15 protein-coding genes, 1 tRNA gene and 1 pseudogene are annotated in these 18,368 nt (G+C 73.2%); 8 read left to right on the top strand and 9 right to left on the bottom strand.

The window, feature by feature from the left end; translation table 11 throughout:
• The first annotated feature begins 60 nt into the window (after positions 1-60).
• Together ABZ621_RS23305 and ABZ621_RS23300 are read left to right on the top strand one after the other, a co-directional pair.
• Positions 61-1,794 (top strand): VCBS repeat-containing protein, encoded by a 1,734-nt coding sequence (locus ABZ621_RS23305; protein WP_360607518.1) that lies wholly within the window; start codon positions 61-63, stop codon positions 1,792-1,794.
• Between the two features lie 83 nt (positions 1,795-1,877).
• Positions 1,878-3,290: an MFS transporter gene (locus tag ABZ621_RS23300; protein WP_360607516.1), complete on the top strand. Its 1,413-nt coding sequence runs from the start codon at positions 1,878-1,880 to the stop codon at positions 3,288-3,290.
• A gap of 884 nt (positions 3,291-4,174) precedes the next feature.
• Here the strand turns inward: ABZ621_RS23300 and ABZ621_RS23295 are convergent.
• The 8 genes and pseudogenes from ABZ621_RS23295 to galU all read right to left on the bottom strand — a co-directional run.
• A pseudogene (locus ABZ621_RS23295) lies at positions 4,175-4,351 on the bottom strand (helix-turn-helix transcriptional regulator); the annotation flags it as partial.
• A 100-nt stretch (positions 4,352-4,451) separates the two neighbouring features.
• Positions 4,452-4,528, bottom strand: a tRNA-Ala gene (locus ABZ621_RS23290).
• A gap of 87 nt (positions 4,529-4,615) precedes the next feature.
• Positions 4,616-5,665 carry a gephyrin-like molybdotransferase receptor GlpR gene (gene glpR / locus ABZ621_RS23285; protein WP_360607514.1) on the bottom strand — a complete coding sequence of 350 codons (1,050 nt, stop codon included), beginning with the start codon at positions 5,663-5,665 and terminating at the stop codon, positions 4,616-4,618.
• A gap of 165 nt (positions 5,666-5,830) precedes the next feature.
• Positions 5,831-6,451, bottom strand: a complete 621-nt coding sequence (locus ABZ621_RS23280) for a GNAT family protein (RefSeq protein WP_360607512.1) — start codon at positions 6,449-6,451, stop codon at positions 5,831-5,833.
• Positions 6,448-6,975 (bottom strand): MogA/MoaB family molybdenum cofactor biosynthesis protein, encoded by a 528-nt coding sequence (locus ABZ621_RS23275; protein WP_360607510.1) that lies wholly within the window; start codon positions 6,973-6,975, stop codon positions 6,448-6,450. Before ABZ621_RS23275 ends, ABZ621_RS23280 begins: the two co-directional genes overlap by 4 nt.
• Positions 6,972-7,457 (bottom strand): cyclic pyranopterin monophosphate synthase MoaC, encoded by a 486-nt coding sequence (moaC, locus tag ABZ621_RS23270; RefSeq protein ID WP_031007335.1) that lies wholly within the window; start codon positions 7,455-7,457, stop codon positions 6,972-6,974. The genes ABZ621_RS23275 and moaC overlap by 4 nt, the downstream gene beginning before the upstream one ends.
• A gap of 59 nt (positions 7,458-7,516) precedes the next feature.
• Entirely contained in the window at positions 7,517-8,785 is a 1,269-nt protein-coding gene (gene glp / locus ABZ621_RS23265) for a gephyrin-like molybdotransferase Glp (RefSeq protein ID WP_360607821.1), read from the bottom strand.
• A gap of 100 nt (positions 8,786-8,885) precedes the next feature.
• A complete protein-coding gene (gene galU / locus ABZ621_RS23260) occupies positions 8,886-9,797 on the bottom strand; it encodes a UTP--glucose-1-phosphate uridylyltransferase GalU (RefSeq protein WP_360607507.1) in 912 nt (303 codons plus the stop codon).
• 117 nt (positions 9,798-9,914) lie between these two features.
• On the opposite strand from galU, the gene ABZ621_RS23255 reads away from it, so the two are divergent.
• The gene (locus ABZ621_RS23255) at positions 9,915-10,499 is read left to right on the top strand and encodes a 5-formyltetrahydrofolate cyclo-ligase (RefSeq protein WP_360607505.1); all 585 of its coding nucleotides are present in this window, start codon (positions 9,915-9,917) and stop codon (positions 10,497-10,499) included.
• Here ABZ621_RS23255 and ABZ621_RS23250 read toward each other — a convergent pair whose 3' ends face one another.
• Positions 10,500-13,229, bottom strand: coding sequence for a penicillin acylase family protein (locus ABZ621_RS23250; protein WP_360607503.1), 2,730 nt, complete (start codon positions 13,227-13,229; stop codon positions 10,500-10,502).
• Between the two features lie 270 nt (positions 13,230-13,499).
• Here ABZ621_RS23250 and ABZ621_RS23245 point away from each other — a divergent pair, with 270 nt between their 5' ends.
• From ABZ621_RS23245 to mscL, 5 genes are all read left to right on the top strand, one after another.
• A complete protein-coding gene (locus ABZ621_RS23245) occupies positions 13,500-15,026 on the top strand; it encodes a potassium/proton antiporter (protein ID WP_360607501.1) in 1,527 nt (508 codons plus the stop codon).
• A gap of 266 nt (positions 15,027-15,292) precedes the next feature.
• Positions 15,293-16,585, top strand: a complete 1,293-nt coding sequence (locus ABZ621_RS23240) for an MFS transporter (protein WP_360607499.1) — start codon at positions 15,293-15,295, stop codon at positions 16,583-16,585.
• 68 nt (positions 16,586-16,653) lie between these two features.
• Complete coding sequence (locus ABZ621_RS23235; RefSeq protein WP_360607497.1) at positions 16,654-16,971, top strand: FmdB family zinc ribbon protein; 318 nt, start codon at positions 16,654-16,656, stop codon at positions 16,969-16,971.
• A 152-nt stretch (positions 16,972-17,123) separates the two neighbouring features.
• Entirely contained in the window at positions 17,124-17,756 is a 633-nt protein-coding gene (locus ABZ621_RS23230) for a hypothetical protein (protein ID WP_360607495.1), read from the top strand.
• A 114-nt stretch (positions 17,757-17,870) separates the two neighbouring features.
• Positions 17,871-18,359, top strand: a complete 489-nt coding sequence (gene mscL / locus ABZ621_RS23225; RefSeq protein WP_360607493.1) for a large conductance mechanosensitive channel protein MscL — start codon at positions 17,871-17,873, stop codon at positions 18,357-18,359.
• The last annotated feature ends 9 nt before the right edge of the window (positions 18,360-18,368 follow it).

Genomic DNA, 18,368 nt, shown 5'->3' with positions numbered 1-18,368 from the left:
CGTTCAACCAGGCGTCTACAGTCGTGTCCAGCGACCAACGCCCGAGGGGGGCCTCTCAACTTGCGTACGCGCACGTTTCTCAGCGCCGGAGTGGCGGCGACACTGCTCGCCACCGGCGGCATCATCGGCGCGGCGGGCACGGCCCTCGCGGCCGGCGACCCGACGTACTACTTCGAGCCGGTGGACGCGAAGGTCCTCCAGCCCGCCGAGGGCTGGGCGGAGCTCTCGCCGCCCGGAAGCGGCGGCATGGAGTCCGGCCAGCCGGACGGCACCTTCGTCTACGCCGTCAGCAAGAAGCCGCTGACGGACGCGGCCTGGACCGCCGGCGGCGCCCCGTCCGGCCTCACCGTCGACCCGACGGAGAGCTGCACGCCGAAGGCGGGCAAGGCGGGCGTCTACCTCTGCGACGTGTCGGAGGACACCTACTCCTTCCCCGCGCCCGAGGTCAGCGCGACCGCCTCCGCGGCGGACAACACCACGGCGTACTACTCGCTGGTCTACGTGCCGCGCGGGGCCAGCGTCGACGCCGGCGTCAAGGAGGCGCAGACCGCCGCCACCCTGCCGGTCGGCGACCGCCGGGCGCACTCCACGGTCACCGTGAAGACCCTCGCCCACGTGGCGCGCAACACCATGAATCTGACCGTGCCGAACCTCCCGGCCGGCGGCACGGCGCAGCACACCATGAAGCTGCACGCGGTCGACGCGGGCAAGCTCGACATCAGCCTCACCGAGGCGCCCGGCGAGCGGCGCTGGGACGAGAACGAGCTGAAGGTCGAGGTCACGGGCGTGGACGCGGCCGGCGCCGCGGGTGCCTCGTGCGACCACACGCTCGGCGAGATCGGCTGGGGCGGCGAGGTCCACTGCGAGGTCACCGCACCCGGCGACTACACGATCACCTACGGCCTGAAGGCCGCCACGGCCTCTCCCGCCTGGAAGCTGCGCGCCTCCGCCGTCTACGAGGTGTACGACTTCGGCACCGGCAACCCGGAGACGGCGGCCGACTTCGCCGTCTCCAGCACGATCCCGGTGACCCCGCGCTACAAGCTGATCGGCCGCACCCCGGCCGGCGACCTGTACTACTACGACGGCTCCGGCCGCAGCCCGCGGATCTTCGCGTACAGCGACCTCTCCGGCGCCCCGTCGAACGAGTGGGCCGGCTACACGGCCGTCACCCGCCTCGGTCCGCTGACCGTGCAGAGCACCGGCGCCGGCGCGGTGGGCCGGGACCGGGCCGGCGTGCTCTGGTCGTACCGGGCCTCCGGCGACGGCGGCCTCTTCGACGACCGCCGCAAGGTCGGCGGCGGCTGGCAGGTCTACAACACCCTGACCGGCGCGGGCGACCTGACCGGCGACGGCAAGGCCGACCTGCTGGCCCGGGACACCGCGGGCGTCCTGTGGCTCTACAAGGGCACCGGCGTCCGGACCGCGCCCTTCGCGCCCAAGGTCCGCGTCGGCGGCGGCTGGCAGATCTACAACGCCCTCACCGGCGGCACCGACCTCACCCGGGACGGCAAGGCCGACCTGATCGCCCGTGACAAGTCCGGCGTCCTGTGGCTCTACGCCGGCAAGGGCAACGGCACCTTCGCCGGCCGGATCCAGGTCGGCGGCGGCTGGCAGGGGTACACCTCCCTGGTCTCGCCCGGCGACCTGAACGCGGACGGCAAGGCCGACCTGGTGGCCCGCGACTCCGCCGGCACCCTCTGGTACTACCAGGGCTCCGGCACCGCGACCCGTCCGTTCGCGGCCCGCGTCACGGTCGGCGGCGGCTGGAACAGGTACAACCTGCTCTTCTGAGCCGGCACCCGGACCCGGGACACCCCCCAACAGGCTTGGCAATTTATTGCCAAGCCTGTTGCCTTGCTGGCAACATCCCCTCCATGACCGCCGCCGCCCCGACCGCCTCCCCCGCGCCGCCCGGACTGCGGAGGCGCACCGCGCTGCTCTTCGCCACCGCGGGCGGGCTGACGGTGGCCAACATCTACTTCCCGCAGCCGCTGCTCGACGCCATCGCGGCCGGGCTCGGGGTCTCCGACACCGCCGCCGGCCTCGTCGCCACCGCGGCGCAGGCCGGATACGCGCTCGGGATCGCCCTCGTCGTCCCGCTCGCCGACACCGCGCGGCTGCGCCGGCTCACGGCCACGCTGCTCGTGCTGACCTGCGCCGGACTGCTCGTCGCGGCCGCCGCCCCCGGCCTGGCCACGCTCACCGTGGCCACCGTCGCGCTCTCCACGACCACCGTGCTGCCCCAGGTGCTGATGCCGACCGCCGCCTCCCTGGCGGGGCCCGCGCACGGCGGCCGGGCCGTGGGGCTGATCGGGATCGGGATCACGCTCGGCTCGACGCTCTCGCGCACGCTCTCCGGCACGGTCGCCGCCCTCAGCGGCGACTGGCGCACCGCCTATCTGGTGGCCGCCGCGCTCACCGGCGCGCTCGCCCTCCTCGTCCCCCGGGCGCTGCCCGAGCGCGCCCCGGGAGGCGGCGCGAGGCTGCCCTACCGGCGGCTGATCGGCTCGCTGCCGGGCCTGGTGCGCACCCACCCCGGGCTGCGGCTCTCCGCCTTCCTCGGCGCCACCGTCTTCGGCGCCTTCAGCGCCTTCTGGGCGACGCTCGCCTTCCACCTCGCGGGCCCGCCGTTCTCCCTCGGCACGGCGGGCGCCGGGCTCTTCGGACTCCTGAGCCTGCCGGCCGCGCTGCTGTCCTACCCGGCGGGCCGGATCGCCGACCGGCGCGGCCCCCGGTACGTCAACCTCCTCGCGCTCGGCTGCTGCGCGGTGGCGTTCGCCGGCATGGGCCTCCACGGCGACTCCCTGCCGGTCCTGGTCCTCGGGACCAACCTCCTGGTGTACGGCGGCGCCTGCTCCCAGATCGCCAACCAGGTGCGGATCTTCCGGCTGTCCGGGGAGATCCGGGCGCGACTGAACACCCTCTTCATGCTGGCGAGCTTCTGCGGCGGCGCGCTGGGCTCCCTCGGCGGCGCCGCGCTCCACGCCCGGTACGGCTGGACCGGCCTGGTCCTGGGCTGCCTCGGCGTCCTCGCCCTGGCGGGCGCGGGCCTCGCCCGCACCCGCCACCCCGACCGAGACCCGGGCCCGTCAGGGGCGGCCTACGCGCCGGGCGGGCCGTCCAGGGTCTCGGCGAGGAGGCGCCAGATGTCGGCGGCGAGGTCGAGGTTGGCGGAGGCCTGGGCCTCCGCGGCGAGGGCGCGCAGCCGGTCGAGACCGGCCCGCTCGTGGCCCTCGACGACCAGCAGCCGGCCGTCCAGGACGTCGAGCCGGACCCGGCCCCGGTAGGTCGGCCGAGGGCCGGCGTCGCCGGTCTCCCCGCCCAGATCGCCGCGGGCACGCTCCAGGAGGGCCCGCGCCTCGGCGAACCGGCCGTCCTCGAAGGCGAGTTCCGCCCGGAGGGAGGTGACGTCGTGGCTCAGGGCCGGGAGGCCGAGGAAGGCGAGGCCGCTCTCCGCCTGCTCCAGATACCGCTCGGCCGCCTCCGGCTCGGGCGGCGTCTTCTGCGCGTGGAGGCTGGCGGCGGCGATCCTCAGCCGCGTCCACAGGCCGAGGTCGCCGGTGCTGGGGAAGCCGGCGAGGGCCTGGTCCAGGAGGACCTGCGCCCCCTCCGGATCGCCCTGGCGGACCCGTACCGCCGCCCCGGTCCACAGCGCCTCCGCCCACAGCGCGTCGCCGCGGCCCGCGGTCAGCGCGGTGAGTTCGTCGGCGTGGGCGCGGGCCTCGGCGAGGCGGCCCGCCTCGGACTCCACGGAGACCAGGGCGAGCAGCCCGGCGGCGACGTCGGGCACGGCGAGGCCGTGCTCCCGGGCCAGCCGGTGGGCTTCGGCGGCCGCGTCGACGGCGGGGCCGATCGCGCCGAGGGTGCGCAGGCAGCGGGCGAGGCGGGCGAGGCCGCGGACCCGCAGCGCGGGCTGGCCGAGCCGTTCGCCGAGCGCGACGAGTTCCTCCAGGAGTTCCCGCTCGCGCTCCTGCCGGTGGTGGCGGCGGTGCCAGCGGGCCACCTGCCAGAGGGCCTGCCAGCGCAGCGGCGGGTCCTGGTCGGTGCCGGCGTCGGCGGTGAGGGCGCGCTCCAGGGCCTCCAGGGTCTCGTCGGACTCCAGGGAGGCGGCGAGGGCCAGCGCCTGGCCGAGCGAGTCGTCGCCGGTGCCCTCGTCGAAGACGGAGACGTCGGCGCCGAGCTGGGCGGCGAGGTGCTCCACGGCGCGCGGGGTGGGGTTGCGGGCGCCTGACTCCAGGCGGGAGAGGTAGCCGGTGGACATGCCGTCCCCGGCGAGCGCCGCCTGCGACAGGCCCCGCTCGGTCCGCAGCCGCCTGAGCCTGCGTCCGAAGTACGGCTGCTCCAGCACGTGATCAACCCCATGGACGACGAAGACGCGGGACGAAGACGCGGGGTGGACGACGAAGATCCCGCCCGATCTTTCGATCGGACGGGATCTCGTCTTCCGCTGGTGGACCTGAGGGGATTCGAACCCCTGACCCCCTCGATGCGAACGAGGTGCGCTACCGGACTGCGCCACAGGCCCCTGCGACGTGTGAAACATTAGCATCCCCGTCGCCGAGAAGAAAAATCGCTTACGCCGCAGGTCAGATGAGGCCCCGTACGGGGTCCGTCATTCGTTGGCGGCGCGGGGGCGCTCGTCGTCCCCGTGGTCGGCGTACTGGTCGAAGAGCGGGGTCCGGCCGTGGTCCCGGCCGCGGCGCGGCGGGGCCTGACGGCGGCGCGGCGCCGGGGAGGCGGCCGGCGGCTGCTCGCCGGCCGTGGAGGAGCGGGCGGCGCTCCAGGTCTCCGGGTCGGTGACGTCCACGCCGTTGGAGGCGCGCGGCGCGACCGGCGCGGTGACGTACGTGGGCAGCGGCACCGGGACCGGGTCCCAGCTGTCGCCGCGGGCCGGGCCGCGCTCGCGCTGCTGGTCCACCCACTCGGCGTGGTCGGTCTGCTCGACCAGGGCGCGCCGGTCGGCCTCCTGCGGGGAGACCGGCGGCGCGGGCGACGGCTCGGGCTCGGGCGCCGGCGCGGCGGCCCGGCGGGTCTCGCGGAGCCGGGCGGCGGCGGCCTCGGCGCGGCGCCGGTCCATCACGTACACGAAGCGGCGGCGCTCCTGTCCGCGCAGATGGACGATGTAGGCGCTGAGCAGCACGGCGGGGACGCCGGGCGCCCACAGGAAGGCGACGCCGCCGACGGCGGCGACGACGGCCCCGAGGGTGAAGGCGGAGAACAGCACGATCGTGGTGCGCCGGCGGCGCGCCAGGGCCTTGCCGCGGCGGGCCCGCTCGGCGGCCGTGCGGGCCGCCGGCGCGGACGCGGCCTCGGGCCCGGGGGCGGGCACGGGGTGCGGGTCGGGCTCGGGGAGTTCGAGGCGTGCCTCGGTCCTGGCCGGAGGCGCGGCGAAGGCCCGGACGTCGACCGAGCTCAGGTGCTCGGTCGCCGCGTCCGGGTCCACGTCGGTCGCCGCCTCCAGGGCCGTACGGTCCCGCTCGCGGAGCTCCTTGGCGTAACGGCGCTCCATGCCCGCCCGTCCGGAAAGGAGCCGGATGGCGGTGCTGAAGCGTTCCGTCGGACGGGCCTCGTTCAGCTCGTCCTGCCTGCGGAGCCACATCGGCACCAGGTAGGCGGCCCAGGCCCCGACGATGACTGCGTAGATGAGGCCGCTGCTGCTCACGCCTCACACGGTAGAGGGGTTCGCGACGGGGCATCGGCCAATTGGCCCGGTGTGTCGCACGATCTGGCTGATATCACTGAACTTTTTTGTGATTGTTCAGATCGATCGCTGTTCATATGCCGCTGAAATTCGAACAGTTATGTGAATAACGGCGATCGCGAAGGGCTAGGCGGCGTCCCTGCGGCGCGTGCGGTGCCAGCGGGCCAGCAGCCCCTCCGGAATCTCCTCCGCCGTCAGCGCGAAGACCAGGTGGTCCCGCCAGGCGCCGTCGATGTGGAGATAGCGCGGCCGCAATCCCTCTTCCCTGAAGCCGAGTTTCTCCACCACGCGCCGCGAGGGGCCGTTCTCCGGGCGGATGCACACCTCCATCCGGTGCAGTCCCACCGCGCGGAAGCAGTGGTCGGTGGCGAGCGCGACCGCCGTCGGCATCACCCCGCGCCCGGCCACCTCGCTGTCCACCCAGTAGCCCACGTGCCCGGAGCACATCGAGCCCCAGGTGATCCCGGCGACCGTCAGCTGCCCGGCCATCCGGCCGCGGTACTCGATGACGAACGGCAGCATCCGCCCGGCGTGCGCCTCCGACCGCAGATGGCGCACCATCTGACGGTACGTGGGGCGCCGCGCGGGCGGCATGCCGGGCGCGGGCGGCGGGACCGTCGCCTCCCAGGGGCGCAGCCACTCGCGGTTGCGGCGGTTCACCTCCCGCCACTCCCGCTGGTCGCGCATCCTTATCGGACGGAGCACCACGTCTCCGTCGACGAGGACCGCCGGCCAGGCCGTGGTCATGACGCCGGGCCCGCTTCCGCCGGTCTCGGGTGGTCGCCGCCGCGGATCTGGTCCACGGCGTGCCGCAGCAGCGGCTCCAGGACGGCGAGCCCGTCCCGCACCCCGCCGGTCGACCCCGGCAGGTTCACGATCAGCGTCCCGCCCGCGACGCCGGCGAGACCGCGCGAGAGCGCCGCCGTCGGCACCTTCTCCCGGCCGTACGCCCGGATCGCCTCCGGGATGCCGGGGATGTGCCGCTCCAGGACCCGGGCGGTGACCTCGGGCGTCTCGTCGGTCGGCGAGATGCCGGTGCCGCCGGTCGTGAGGATGACGTCGTACCCGGCCGCCACACCGGCGCGCAGGGCGGCCTCGACGGGCGCCCCGTCCGGGACGACCCGCGGCCCGTCGACGGCGAAGCCCATGGCGCGCAGGCCCTCGGCGATCAGCGGGCCGCCCTTGTCCTCGTACACCCCGGCGGAGGCACGGTTGGAGGCGGTGACGACGAGCGCCGCGTACGGGGCCGTGAGCGAGCCGCCGCCGGTCACGCGTCGTCCCGGGTCCAGTGCCCGGACTTGCCGCCGGTCTTCTCCTCGACCCGTACGTCGGAGATGACCGCGCCCTTGTCCACGGCCTTCACCATGTCCACGACGGTCAGCGCGGCCACCGACACGGCGGTGAGCGCCTCCATCTCGACGCCCGTGCGGTCCGTCGTCTTCACCGTCGCCAGGATCTCCACGGCGTCGTCCGCGACGGTGAGGTCGAGCGTCACGCCGGAGACGGCCAGCGGGTGGCAGAGCGGGATGAGGTCCGGGGTCTTCTTGGCGCCCATGATCCCGGCGATCCGGGCGGTGGCCAGCGCGTCGCCCTTCGGCACGCCCTCGCCGCGCAGCAGCTCGATCACGCGCGGCGAGACGAGCACCCGCCCGCTGGCGCGCGCCGTGCGGGACGTGACGTCCTTCGCCGATACGTCGACCATGCGGGCGGCGCCCGCCTCGTCGATGTGGGTGAGGCCTTGCTGCGTGCTCATCGCCGTGACACTCCCGGTCGCTGTGTGGGACGACACACCGTACCCCCGCGCCGCCCCCCTCAGCCGAGGAGGACCACGTCCAGCTCGTCGCCGGGGGCGGCCGTGTCGCGGTCCTCCGGGACGACGAGCAGGCAGTCCGCGTGGGCGAGGGCCGCGATCAGATGCGAGCCGGCTCCGCCCACGGGGGTGACGGTGCCGGACTCGGCGTCGTACGTCCCCCGGAGGTACTGGCGGCGGCCGGACGGCGAGGAGAGCGGGGCGTCGGCCTTCAGGGTGGCGCGGACGACCGGGCGGTGCAGGTCCTCCAGGCCCATCAGGGCGCGGATGGCGGGCCGGACGAAGAGCTCGAAGGAGACGTACGACGAGACCGGGTTGCCCGGCAGGGCGAGGAGCGGGATCTGCTCGGCGCCGACCGTGCCGAAGCCCTGCGGCTTGCCCGGCTGCATGGCGAGCTTGCGGAAGTCGACCCGGCCGTCGGCGGTCAGCGCCTCCTTCACCACGTCGTAGGCGCCGACGCTGACACCGCCGGTGGTGACCACGAGGTCGGCCCGGATGAGCTGGTCCTCGATGGCGGCCCGGAGCGACTCGGCCTCGTCGGCGACCGCGCCGACCCGGTAGGCGAGCGCGCCGGCGTCGCGGGCGGCGGCGGCGAGCGCGAAGCTGTTGGAGTCGTGGATCCGGCCCGGGCCCAGCTCCTCGCCGGGCTGCACGAGCTCGCTGCCGGTGGAGAGGACCACCACGCGCGGGCGGGGGCGGACGGTGACCGTGCCGCGGCCGATCGCGGCGAGCAGGCCGAGCTGCGGCGGCCCGAGGACGGTGCCGGCGGCGAGGGCCAGCTCCCCGGCCCGCACGTCGCTGCCGGCCCGGCGGACATGGGCGCCGGCCTCCGCCGCGCGGTGCACGCGCACCTCGCCGGCGGCGCCCTCGGGGGCGCTGCTCGCGGCCCGCATGCCGGTCGCCGCGCCCTCGCCCGCGCCGCCGTCGGTCCACTCGACGGGGACGACGGCCTCGGCTCCGGGCGGCAGCGGGGCGCCGGTCATGATCCGGGCGGCCTGCCCGGGGCCGACCTCCGGCAGGCCGTCCGCGCCCGCGGCGACGTCGCCGACGACGGTGAGGACGGCCGGGTACTCCTCGGTCGCGCCCGCGACGTCGGCGACCCGGACCGCGTACCCGTCCATGGAGCTGTTGTCGAACGGCGGCAGCGCCGCCGGCACCGTCACGTCCTCGACCAGGACGCAGCCCTGGGCGTCGAGCAGCTGGAGCTCGATCGGGTCGAGGGGGCGGACGGTCGCCAGGATGTCGGCCAGGTGCTCGTCGACCGACCACAGGTCGCGGGCCGGCCCCGCGCAGGGGTCGCCCGCGGCGTGGCCGTGACCGTGACCGTGGTCCTGGGGGTCCTGGGACGGTGCCGTGTCGCTGCTCAAGGTCCTACATCTCCTCGTTGACGTATCTCCGGAGCCAGTCCCGGAAGTCCGGTCCCAGATCCTCACGTTCGCACGCGAGTCTGACAATGGCACGCAGATAGTCACCGCGGTCGCCGGTGTCATAGCGGCGGCCCTTGAAGACGACGCCGTGCACCGGACCGCCGATCTTCTCGTCGCCCGCCAGCTTCTGCAGCGCGTCCGTGAGCTGGATCTCGCCGCCCCGGCCGGGCTCGGTCTCCCGCAGCGTGCCGAAGATCGCCGGGTCGAGCACATAACGGCCGATGACCGCGTAGTTGCTGGGCGCCTCGGCCGGGTCCGGCTTCTCCACCAGGTCCGTCACCCGCACCACGTCGCCGTCGACGGTCTCCTCGACCGCCGCGCAGCCGTACAGGTGGATCTGGGAGGGCTCGACCTCCATCAGCGCGACGACGCTGCCGCCGTGGCGCTCCTGGACCTCCACCATCCGCGCGAGCAGCGGGTCGCGGGGGTCGATCAGGTCGTCGCCGAGGAGGACCGCGAAGGGCTGGTCGCCGACGTGCGGGGCCGCGCACAGCACCGCGTGGCCGAGGCCGCGGGGGGCGCCCTGGCGCACGTAGTGCATGGTGGCGAGGTCGCTGGACTCCTGGACCTTGGAGAGGCGCTCGTCGTCGCCCTTGCGGATCAGCGCCTCCTCCAGCTCGTAGTTCCGGTCGAAGTGGTCCTCCAGCGGACGCTTGTTCCGACCGGTGATCATGAGCACGTCGGAGAGTCCGGCGGCGACGGCCTCCTCGACGACATACTGGATGGCCGGCTTGTCGACGACCGGAAGCATCTCCTTGGGCGTCGCCTTGGTCGCCGGCAGGAAACGGGTGCCGAGCCCGGCGGCCGGAACGACGGCCTTGCTGATCCGGCCGGGCCGGGGGAACTGCTGTGTCATACGGGCACCTTATCCGCTGATGAATGAGGGAAAGATGGGGCTCCGATTAACTTTCCCCCCATAAAACCCATGACGAGCGATTTATGAGGATCCGCTGTGCAGAGAGAGAATCCCGACTTGTCCGAAAAGGCCCTGCTGCGCCGTCGGCTGCTCGACGCGCGCGCCGCCCTCTCCCCCGAGACCCTCGCGCGGACCGCCGGGGCGCTGGCCGGGCACGGCACCGGCCTGCCCGAGCTGTCCGGCGCCGCCACCGTCGCCGCGTACGTCTCCGTCGGCCGCGAACCCGGCACCCGCGCCCTGCTCGACGCGCTCCACGCGCGCGGGGTGCGGGTCCTGCTGCCGGTCCTGCTGCCCGACAACGACCTGGACTGGGCGGTCTACGAAGGACCCGGGGCGCTCGCGAAGGCCGGCCGGGGCCTCCTCGAACCGACCGGCCCGCGGCTCGGCCCGGACGCCGTGTGCACGGCGGACGCGGTGCTGCTGCCGGGGCTCGCGGTGGACACGCGCGGCATGCGCCTCGGCCGGGGCGGCGGCTCCTACGACCGGGTCCTCGCCCGGCTCGCGCGGGCCGGGAAGGACCCGGCCCTGGTGGTGCTCCTCTACGCGGACGAGGTGGTCGCGCGGGTCCCGGAGGAACCGCACGACCACCCCGTGCACGCGGTGGTCACCCCGGAGGGGGCGACCCGTTTCGGCCGTTCCTGATCACGGCTTGAGCGTCAGCGTGTCCTTCGCCGCCGCGTCGACCGCCGCCTTGCCGTAGGCCCAGTCGTACAGCTCGCCCTCGGCCCAGGCGTCCGTCTGGTCGGTGTAGTTGTCGTGGAAGGCGTGACCGGAGGCACCGGTCAGGTTGATCCACCGGGACTTGTCCCAGTCGCCGACGTTCACGACCATCCGCATCGACGGCACCCAGATGACCTCGTAGCCGCCGGCCGCGTTCCAGCCGGTGGCGTCGACGGCGGCCTCGCCGCCGCCGAGGTTCCACGGGCCGCGGTTGAGCAGCTGCTGCACCATGCCGGGCCCGGCGGTGCCGAGGGTCTGGTTCTTCAGGGTCAGCTGGTGCAGCCGGCCCCAGCTCCAGGTGGAGACGTCCTTGCCGAGCTTGGCGGTCAGCTCCCAGCGGGCGTCCTTCATGGCCCGGGCGAGCAGCTGGTCGCGGGTCTCGGTGGCCGGGTCGGTGCGGGTGGCGGGGGTCTTCCACCACGCGCTCTTCTCCTGCTTGAGGAGCGGGCGGACCACCTCGTACCAGCGGTCGCCGCCGTCCGGCTGCGCCGAGTCGGCGTCGCGCTCGCCGCACTCGCGGACCAGCTTGTTCTGCTCGTCGACCGGGCCGGTGAAGTCGACCGGGCGCACCATGACGCAGTCGCCCTCGGCCCGGACCTCCTTGGGCAGCTTGTCGCCGAAGGAGAGCTTGAGGACGTTGCGCCAGACCGCGTTGAAGTAGGCGGCGGCGGCCGAGTCGGGCTCCTGGGTGTAGTCCCAGCCCTCCAGGAGCTTCTGGGCCTCGCGGACGTACGGGTCGGAGATGTCGATCTTCAGCAGCAACGGGTTGAGCAGGGTCGCGATCTCGCTGCGGTTGTCGGTCTGCATGGTCCGCATGTCGTCCGGCGAGATCTTGCCGCCGTCCTTGGTCTTCGACTCGATGAGGTCGTTGATCCGCTGGCTGCGGGAGCCGTAGCCCCAGTCCTTGGTGAGCAGGTCGGGGTACTGCTCGGGGGAGATCACGGCCTGGTTGGCGGTGACGATGTAGCCGCGCTCGGGGTTGAACTCGTACGGCAGCTGCTCGAAGGGGAGGTAGCCCTTCCAGCGGTAGCGGGAGTCCCAGCCGGGGGCGGGCAGGGTGCCGTCGCCGGTGGCGCGGCGCGGGATCTTGCCCGGGGACTGGTAGCCGATGTTGCCCTTGGTGTCGGCGTAGACGAGGTTCTGCGAGGGGACCTCGAAGTTCTTCGCGGCGGCCCGGAACTGCTTGAAGTCCTTGGCGCGGTTGATCGCGAAGATCGCGTCCATGGACTTGCCGGGCGTCAGGGCGGTCCACTGGAGGGAGACGCCGTAGCCGGTGGAGCGGTCCGGGGCGGAGTTGCCGACGGGGGCGGTCTGCCCGACCTTCTCCAGCTCGGCGGAGCGGTCGGAGACCAGCGGGCCGTGCTCGGTGGAGCGGATGGTGATGGGCCGGTCGCTGCCGCCGGCGACCTTGATGACCTCCTCGCGGGTGTCGAACGGCTTGACCTTGCCGTCGACGAGGTAGCCCTCGGGGCTGACCTTCTCCAGGTAGAGGTCGGTGACGTCGGCGCCGAGGTTGGTGAGGCCCCAGGCGATGCTGTCGTTGTGGCCGATGATCACGCCGGGCATGCCGGAGAAGGTGTAGCCGGCGACGTCGTAGCGGCAGGTCGCGGAGACCGAGCGGCAGTGCAGGCCCATCTGGTACCAGAGGGACGGCAGCATCGGCGCGAGGTGCGGGTCGTTGGCGAGCAGCGGCTTGCCGGAGGTGGTGAGGTCGCCGGAGACGACCCAGGAGTTGGAGCCGATGCCGTTGCCGTTCGGGCCGAGCAGGGCCGGGACGGAGTCGAGGACCTCGGAGAGGCCGGAGAGCGCGGCGAGCTGGGGGCTCGCGCCGCCGGAACCGGTGCCCGTCCCCGTACCGCCCTCGGACTCCTCGTCCTTGCCGGCCTTCGGGTCGAACTTCTTCGTCACCGGGTCGACCGCGCCGCGGTCGACGATCGGCTGGTGGAGCTCGTACGGGTACTCCGGGTACAGCTGCTTGATCTGGGCCGGGGTCAGCCGGCTGGTGAGCAGCGAGCGGTCGATCTCGTCCTGCATGTTGCCGCGCAGGTCCCAGGCCATGGCCTTGAGCCAGGCGACCGAGTCGACCGGGGTCCACGGCTCGATCGTGTAGTCGTTGGTGAAGGAGAGGGCCGCGTACTCGACGGAGACGTCCTTCGGCTCCCGGTCCTTCAGATAGGCGTTGACGCCCTCCGCGTACGCCTGGAGGTACTTCTTCGTCTCCGGCGTCAGGACCTTGTCGTACTCCTGCTGCGCGACCTGGCGCCAGCCGAGGGTGCGCAGGAAGGCGTCGGTCTCGACCTGGCCCTCGCCGAACATCTCGGAGAGGCGGCCGGCCGTGAGGTGGCGGCGGACGTCCATCTCGTAGAAGCGGTCCTGCGCCTGGACGTAGCCCTGGGCGCGGAAGAGGTCGGTCTCGTTGTCCGCGTAGATCTGCGGGATGCCGAGGGCGTCCCGTTTGACCTCGACGTCGCCGGAGAGGGAGTCGATCCTGACCTCGCCGGTGGTCTGCGGGAACGAGGCGCGGACGGTGCCGACCCCCCACCAGCCGCCGAAGGCGACGGCCCCGACCAGCGCAAGGACCAGGAGCAGGACGATCAGGCGGGCGCGCCTGCCTTTCTTCTTGGCGGGGGGCGCGGTCGTGTTGGAGGGCATCGCTGTCCTTCGAGGGGCAGGGTGGTCCTGGAGTACGGGAGCAACCTTAGGCGCAGCGCCTGAGCGCCCTGGACTCGGTGTCAGGGAGGAACCGCACCGATGACCGCATCGGGGAAGCACGGGCCGCGGGGAGGGCGTCAAGAAAACGTTAAAGATTAGGTAAGGTAACGAAGTACCGCCCGCCGGAGGAACGATCCGGCGCGGACGAGGGGAAGGAACGGCGCACTGACTGTCCACGAGCTCAACGAACTCCTGCTGATCAGCTCGCTGGTGCTGCTGATCGCGGTCGCCGCCGTGCGGATCTCGTCCCGGAGCGGGCTCCCCAGCCTTCTGCTGTACCTCGGCATCGGCGTCGCCATCGGACAGGACGGCATCGGCAACGTCGCCTTCGACAACGCCGAACTCACCCAGGTCATCGGCTACGCGGCCCTCGTCGTCATCCTCGCCGAGGGCGGTCTCGGCACGAAGTGGAAGGAGATCAGGCCGGCCCTGCCGGCCGCGGTCGTCCTCTCCACCGTCGGCGTCGCCGTCTCCGTCGGCATCACCGCCGCCGGCGCCCACTACCTCGTCGGCCTGGAGTGGCGCCAGGCGCTGATCATCGGCGCCGTCGTCTCCTCCACCGACGCCGCCGCCGTCTTCTCCGTGCTCCGCAAGGTGCCGCTGCCCGCCCGGGTCACCGGCGTCCTGGAGGCCGAGTCCGGGTTCAACGACGCCCCCGTCGTCATCCTCGTCGTCGCCTTCTCCACCGCGGGACCCGTCGACCACTGGTACGTCCTCGTCGGCGAGATCGCCCTGGAGCTCGCCATCGGCGCCGCCGTCGGCCTCGCCGTCGGCTTCCTCGGGGCGTACGGGCTCCGGCACATCGCCCTGCCCGCCTCCGGCCTCTACCCGATCGCCGTCATGGCCATCGCCGTCACCGCCTACGCGGCCGGCGCGCTCGCCCACGGCTCCGGCTTCCTCGCCGTCTACCTGGCCTCGATGATCCTCGGCAACGCCAAGCTGCCGCACGCCCCCGCCAACCGCGGCTTCGCCGAGGGACTCGGCTGGATCGCCCAGATCGGCATGTTCGTCCTGCTCGGCCTGCTCGTCACCCCGCACGAGCTCGTCAACGACTTCTGGCCGGCCGTCGTCATCGGCCTCGTCCTCACCATGGTCGCCCGGCCCATGGAGGTCCTGGTCAGCCTGCTGCCCTTCCGCATCCCCTGGCAGGAGCAGGCCCTCATGTCCTGGGCCGGCCTGCGCGGAGCCGTCCCCATCATCCTCGCCACCATCCCGATGGTGGGGCAGATCGAGGGCAGCGAGCGGATCTTCAACATCGTCTTCGTCCTGGTCGTCGTCTACACCCTCGTCCAGGGCCCGACCCTCCCCTACCTGGCCAGGGCGCTGAAGCTCGGCGACTCCGCCGGCGCCGCCGACCTCGGCGTCGAGTCCGCCCCGCTGGAGCGGCTCCGCGGCCACCTGCTCTCCGTCGCCATCCCGCCCGGCTCCCGCATGCACGGCGTCGAGGTCGCCGAACTGCGCCTCCCGACCGGTGCCGCCGTCACCCTCGTCGTACGGGACGACACCAGCTTCGTACCGGGCCCGGCGACCGTGCTGCGCAAGGGCGACGAGCTGCTCGTCGTCGCCACCGACCCGGTGCGCGACGCCACCGAGCGTCGGCTGCGCGCGGTCGGCCAGGGCGGCAAGCTCGCCGGCTGGCTCGGCACCGGGGACGGGCGGAAGACCGTCACCACGACCGCGACCCGGTTCCACCGGCCGGCGTCCGTGACGGGAAAGCACAAGCCGACAGAACGTTAATCGCCGGCATTATTTCGGGGTCAGGAGTGTTCTTCCCAGTGGAATCGCAGGCGGGAGAGCACTCCTCCCTGTACCATGAAGGCACACTTGATCGAACCAACTCTGCCTGACGCAGAGCTGGCGCGACCGTATGGCGGCCGCAGCGCCCCCTCCCGCAGTGGGGGCCCTCCCGGTATCTACCGCAGTTCCGCGCAAGAGGACAGCTCTCGGCGAGACCGGCACCACCGTGCCCCGGCGCGCTACCAGGCGGCAGAAAGGCCAGGACCGTGGCGTCCACGGTCGTCTCCGAGAAGCGGCCCGGCTACGGGCAGCTGCTGCGCACCCCCGGTGCGCTCTCCTTCCTGATCCCCGGCTTCGCCGCCCGGCAGCCCTTCGCGATGCTGACCATCGGCATCGTCCTGCTCGTCCAGCACACCACCGGTTCCTACGGCAGCGCCGGCGCCGTCGCCGCCGTCACCGGTGTCTCCATGGCGGTCTTCGCCCCGCAGAGCGGCAAGCTCGCCGACCGCTTCGGCCAGCGGGCCGTCCTCGTCCCGGGCGTCATCGTCCACTCCGCGGCCGTCTCGCTGCTCGTCGTCCTCGCGCTGGCCGGCGCCCCGCTGTGGGCGCTGTTCCTCGCCGCCGTGCCCGCCGGCGCCTCCGTCCCGCAGGTCGGCCCCATGGTCCGGGCCCGCTGGGCGGCCAAGCTCGACGGCACCCCGCTGATGCCGACCGCCGCGGCCTTCGAGTCCGTCACCGACGAGTTCACCTTCGTCGTCGGCCCGGTCCTCGCCACCGCCCTGTGCACCGGCGTCCACCCGGCCGCCGGCCTGATCACCGAAGCCGTCCTCACCCTCGTCGGCGGCCTCTTCTTCGCCGCCCAGCGCGCCACCCAGCCGGCCTTCGGCACGCTCGCCGCCGCCGGCCGCGCCGGCGCCGAGCCGCACCGCTCCGCGCTCTCCGTCCCCGGCGTCCGCGTCCTGATCGTCGCCTTCCTCGGCATCGGCGCCGTCTTCGGCGGCATGCAGGTCTCGCTCACCGCCTTCAGCGAGGAGATCGGCAACCCCGGCGCCAACGGCCTCCTCTACGGCGTCTTCGCCGCCGGCAACATGCTCGCCGGCATCGCCATGGGCGCCGTCGCCTGGAAGACCGGCCCCCGCCGCCGCCTGATCCTGGGCTACGCGGGCCTCACCGTCGCCGCCTCCCTGCTGTGGACCGCGCACTCCGTGCTGCTGCTCGGCGCCCTCGGCCTCGTCGTCGGCCTGTGCATCGCCCCGGCCCTGATCACCGGCTACACCATCGTCGAGACCCTGATCCCGGCCTCCGCCCGGACCGAGGCCTTCACCTGGCTCACCGGCGCCGTCGCCCTCGGCCAGGCGCTGGCCGTCACGGTCGCCGGCCGCCTCGCCGACGCCCAGGGCTCCGGCGCGGGATTCCTCGTCCCCGCCGCGGGCACCGCGCTCGCCTTCGTCACGCTGATCGCCCTGCGTTCGCGGCTCAGGCCGCGCGAGACGAGCCGGGTCGCGGCACGGGCCGCGGCACGTGGCATCGGTCACCGCGTGCCGGTGGCGGTGGACTGAACCGACGGAATACGTCACTATGGATCGTCGTTAGCACTCGATGAGTGTGAGTGCCAGGAGGAAGACTAGTGCCGACCTACCAGTACCAGTGCACCGAGTGCGGCGAGGGCCTTGAGGCGGTCCAGAAGTTCACGGACGACGCGCTGACCGAGTGCCCCGCCTGCCACGGCCGCCTCAAGAAGGTGTTCTCCGCCGTCGGCATCGTCTTCAAGGGCTCCGGCTTCTACCGGAACGACAGCCGCGGCGCCTCGTCCAGCAGCTCCCCGGCCGCGAAGAGCTCGACGTCCTCCACGACGTCCACCTCCTCGTCGTCGTCCTCGGACGCGAAGCCGGCCTCGTCGACGAGCACCTCGACGTCGTCGGCCGGCTCGACGCCGACCGCCTGAGGCCACCCCGCACACAGCGTTGCCGAAGCCCCGGCCCCCCACAGGGGGACCGGGGCTTCGGCATGCCCCCTCACGTGGGGGCGAGTTGTCCACAGGCGGTGGGTTCTCCACAGGCCGGAGCGGGATCGCCGGACGGGCGCCACAGTGGGCGCATGAAGACGACGCACATGAGGACGACCCGCGTGAACGCGGCCCACGCGCACGCGGCGGGCACGAGCGGGGACGACGCGAGCGCGGCGGGTACGCCTGCCGGCGGGCCCGTGCCCGGGCCCTGCGCGGTGCCGGACTTCCCCCCGCTGCGGATCCGCGGCGGACGGCTCCTGCCCCGACTGCGCCGCGCGCCCGGCGCGCTCCTCCTGCTCACGGCCGCCACCCTCGCGCTGACCACCGCCACCGACTCCCGGACCGGGCCACCGGGCCGGTACGACCCCGGGGCCCGGCCCGTCTCCGCACCCGCGGCCCGCGCACCCGCCCCCACCCCCGCACCCGCACCCGTCCGGCTCGTGTCCGCGCCGGTACGGATCGCCGACGCGGAGGCCGTACGGCTCCTGCGCGCCGGCGACCGCGTGGACGTCATCGCCGCACCCGTCGCCAACTCCCCGCTGGGAAACGGCGACAGCACGGTGCGGGTGGTGGCGCGGGCCGCCCGAGTGGCCGAAGTCCCGCGCCCGGGCGAGACTCGTCCGGACGGCGGGGCGTTGATCGTCCTCTCCGTGCCCCGGGCGACCGCGACAGCGCTGGCAGGTGCCGGTGTCACGTCCCAACTGGCGGTGACAGTGTGCTGATTCGCACTGACTCACTGTCAAGTCACCGTCCCGTGTGTACGGATTGGACGGCCTTGCGCCCTTCACGGCCTAATGGCTGCGCACACAGCAGCACACCCGAAGAAAGGCACCTTGGTGGCCGAGAAGAAGGAAAGCGTGATGGCGGGCTTCAAAGCCTTCCTGATGCGCGGAAACGTGATCGACCTCGCGGTGGCGGTCGTCATCGGTGCCGCGTTCACCAACATCGTGAACTCGGTGGTCAAGGGAATCATCAACCCGCTGGTGGGTGCCTTCGGCACCAAGGACCTGGAGAGCTACCGGTCCTGCCTCAAGGGCCCCTGCGAGATCGACGAGGCCGGGAACGTGGTCACCGGCATCCCGATCATGTGGGGCATCGTCCTCAGCGCGATCCTCAGCTTCATCATCACCGCCGCCGTCGTCTACTTCCTGATGGTCCTGCCGATGGCCAAGGTCCTCGCCAAGCGTGCCGCGCACGACAAGGCGAAGGAGGGCGTCGACGAGGTCCTGGAGGTCAGCGAGCTGGAGGTGCTCAAGGAGATCCGCGACCACCTGGTCGCGCAGCGCGGCCCCAGCAGCGACAAGGGGACGCACTCCACCTCCTGACCGGAGGCT

The organism is Streptomyces sp. NPDC007863 (assembly GCF_040633895.1).
Taxonomy (GTDB): Bacteria; Actinomycetota; Actinomycetes; order Streptomycetales; family Streptomycetaceae; genus Streptomyces.
The sequence above is the reverse complement of the archived record's forward strand: the minus strand, read 5'-3'. Positions and strand labels throughout refer to the sequence as shown.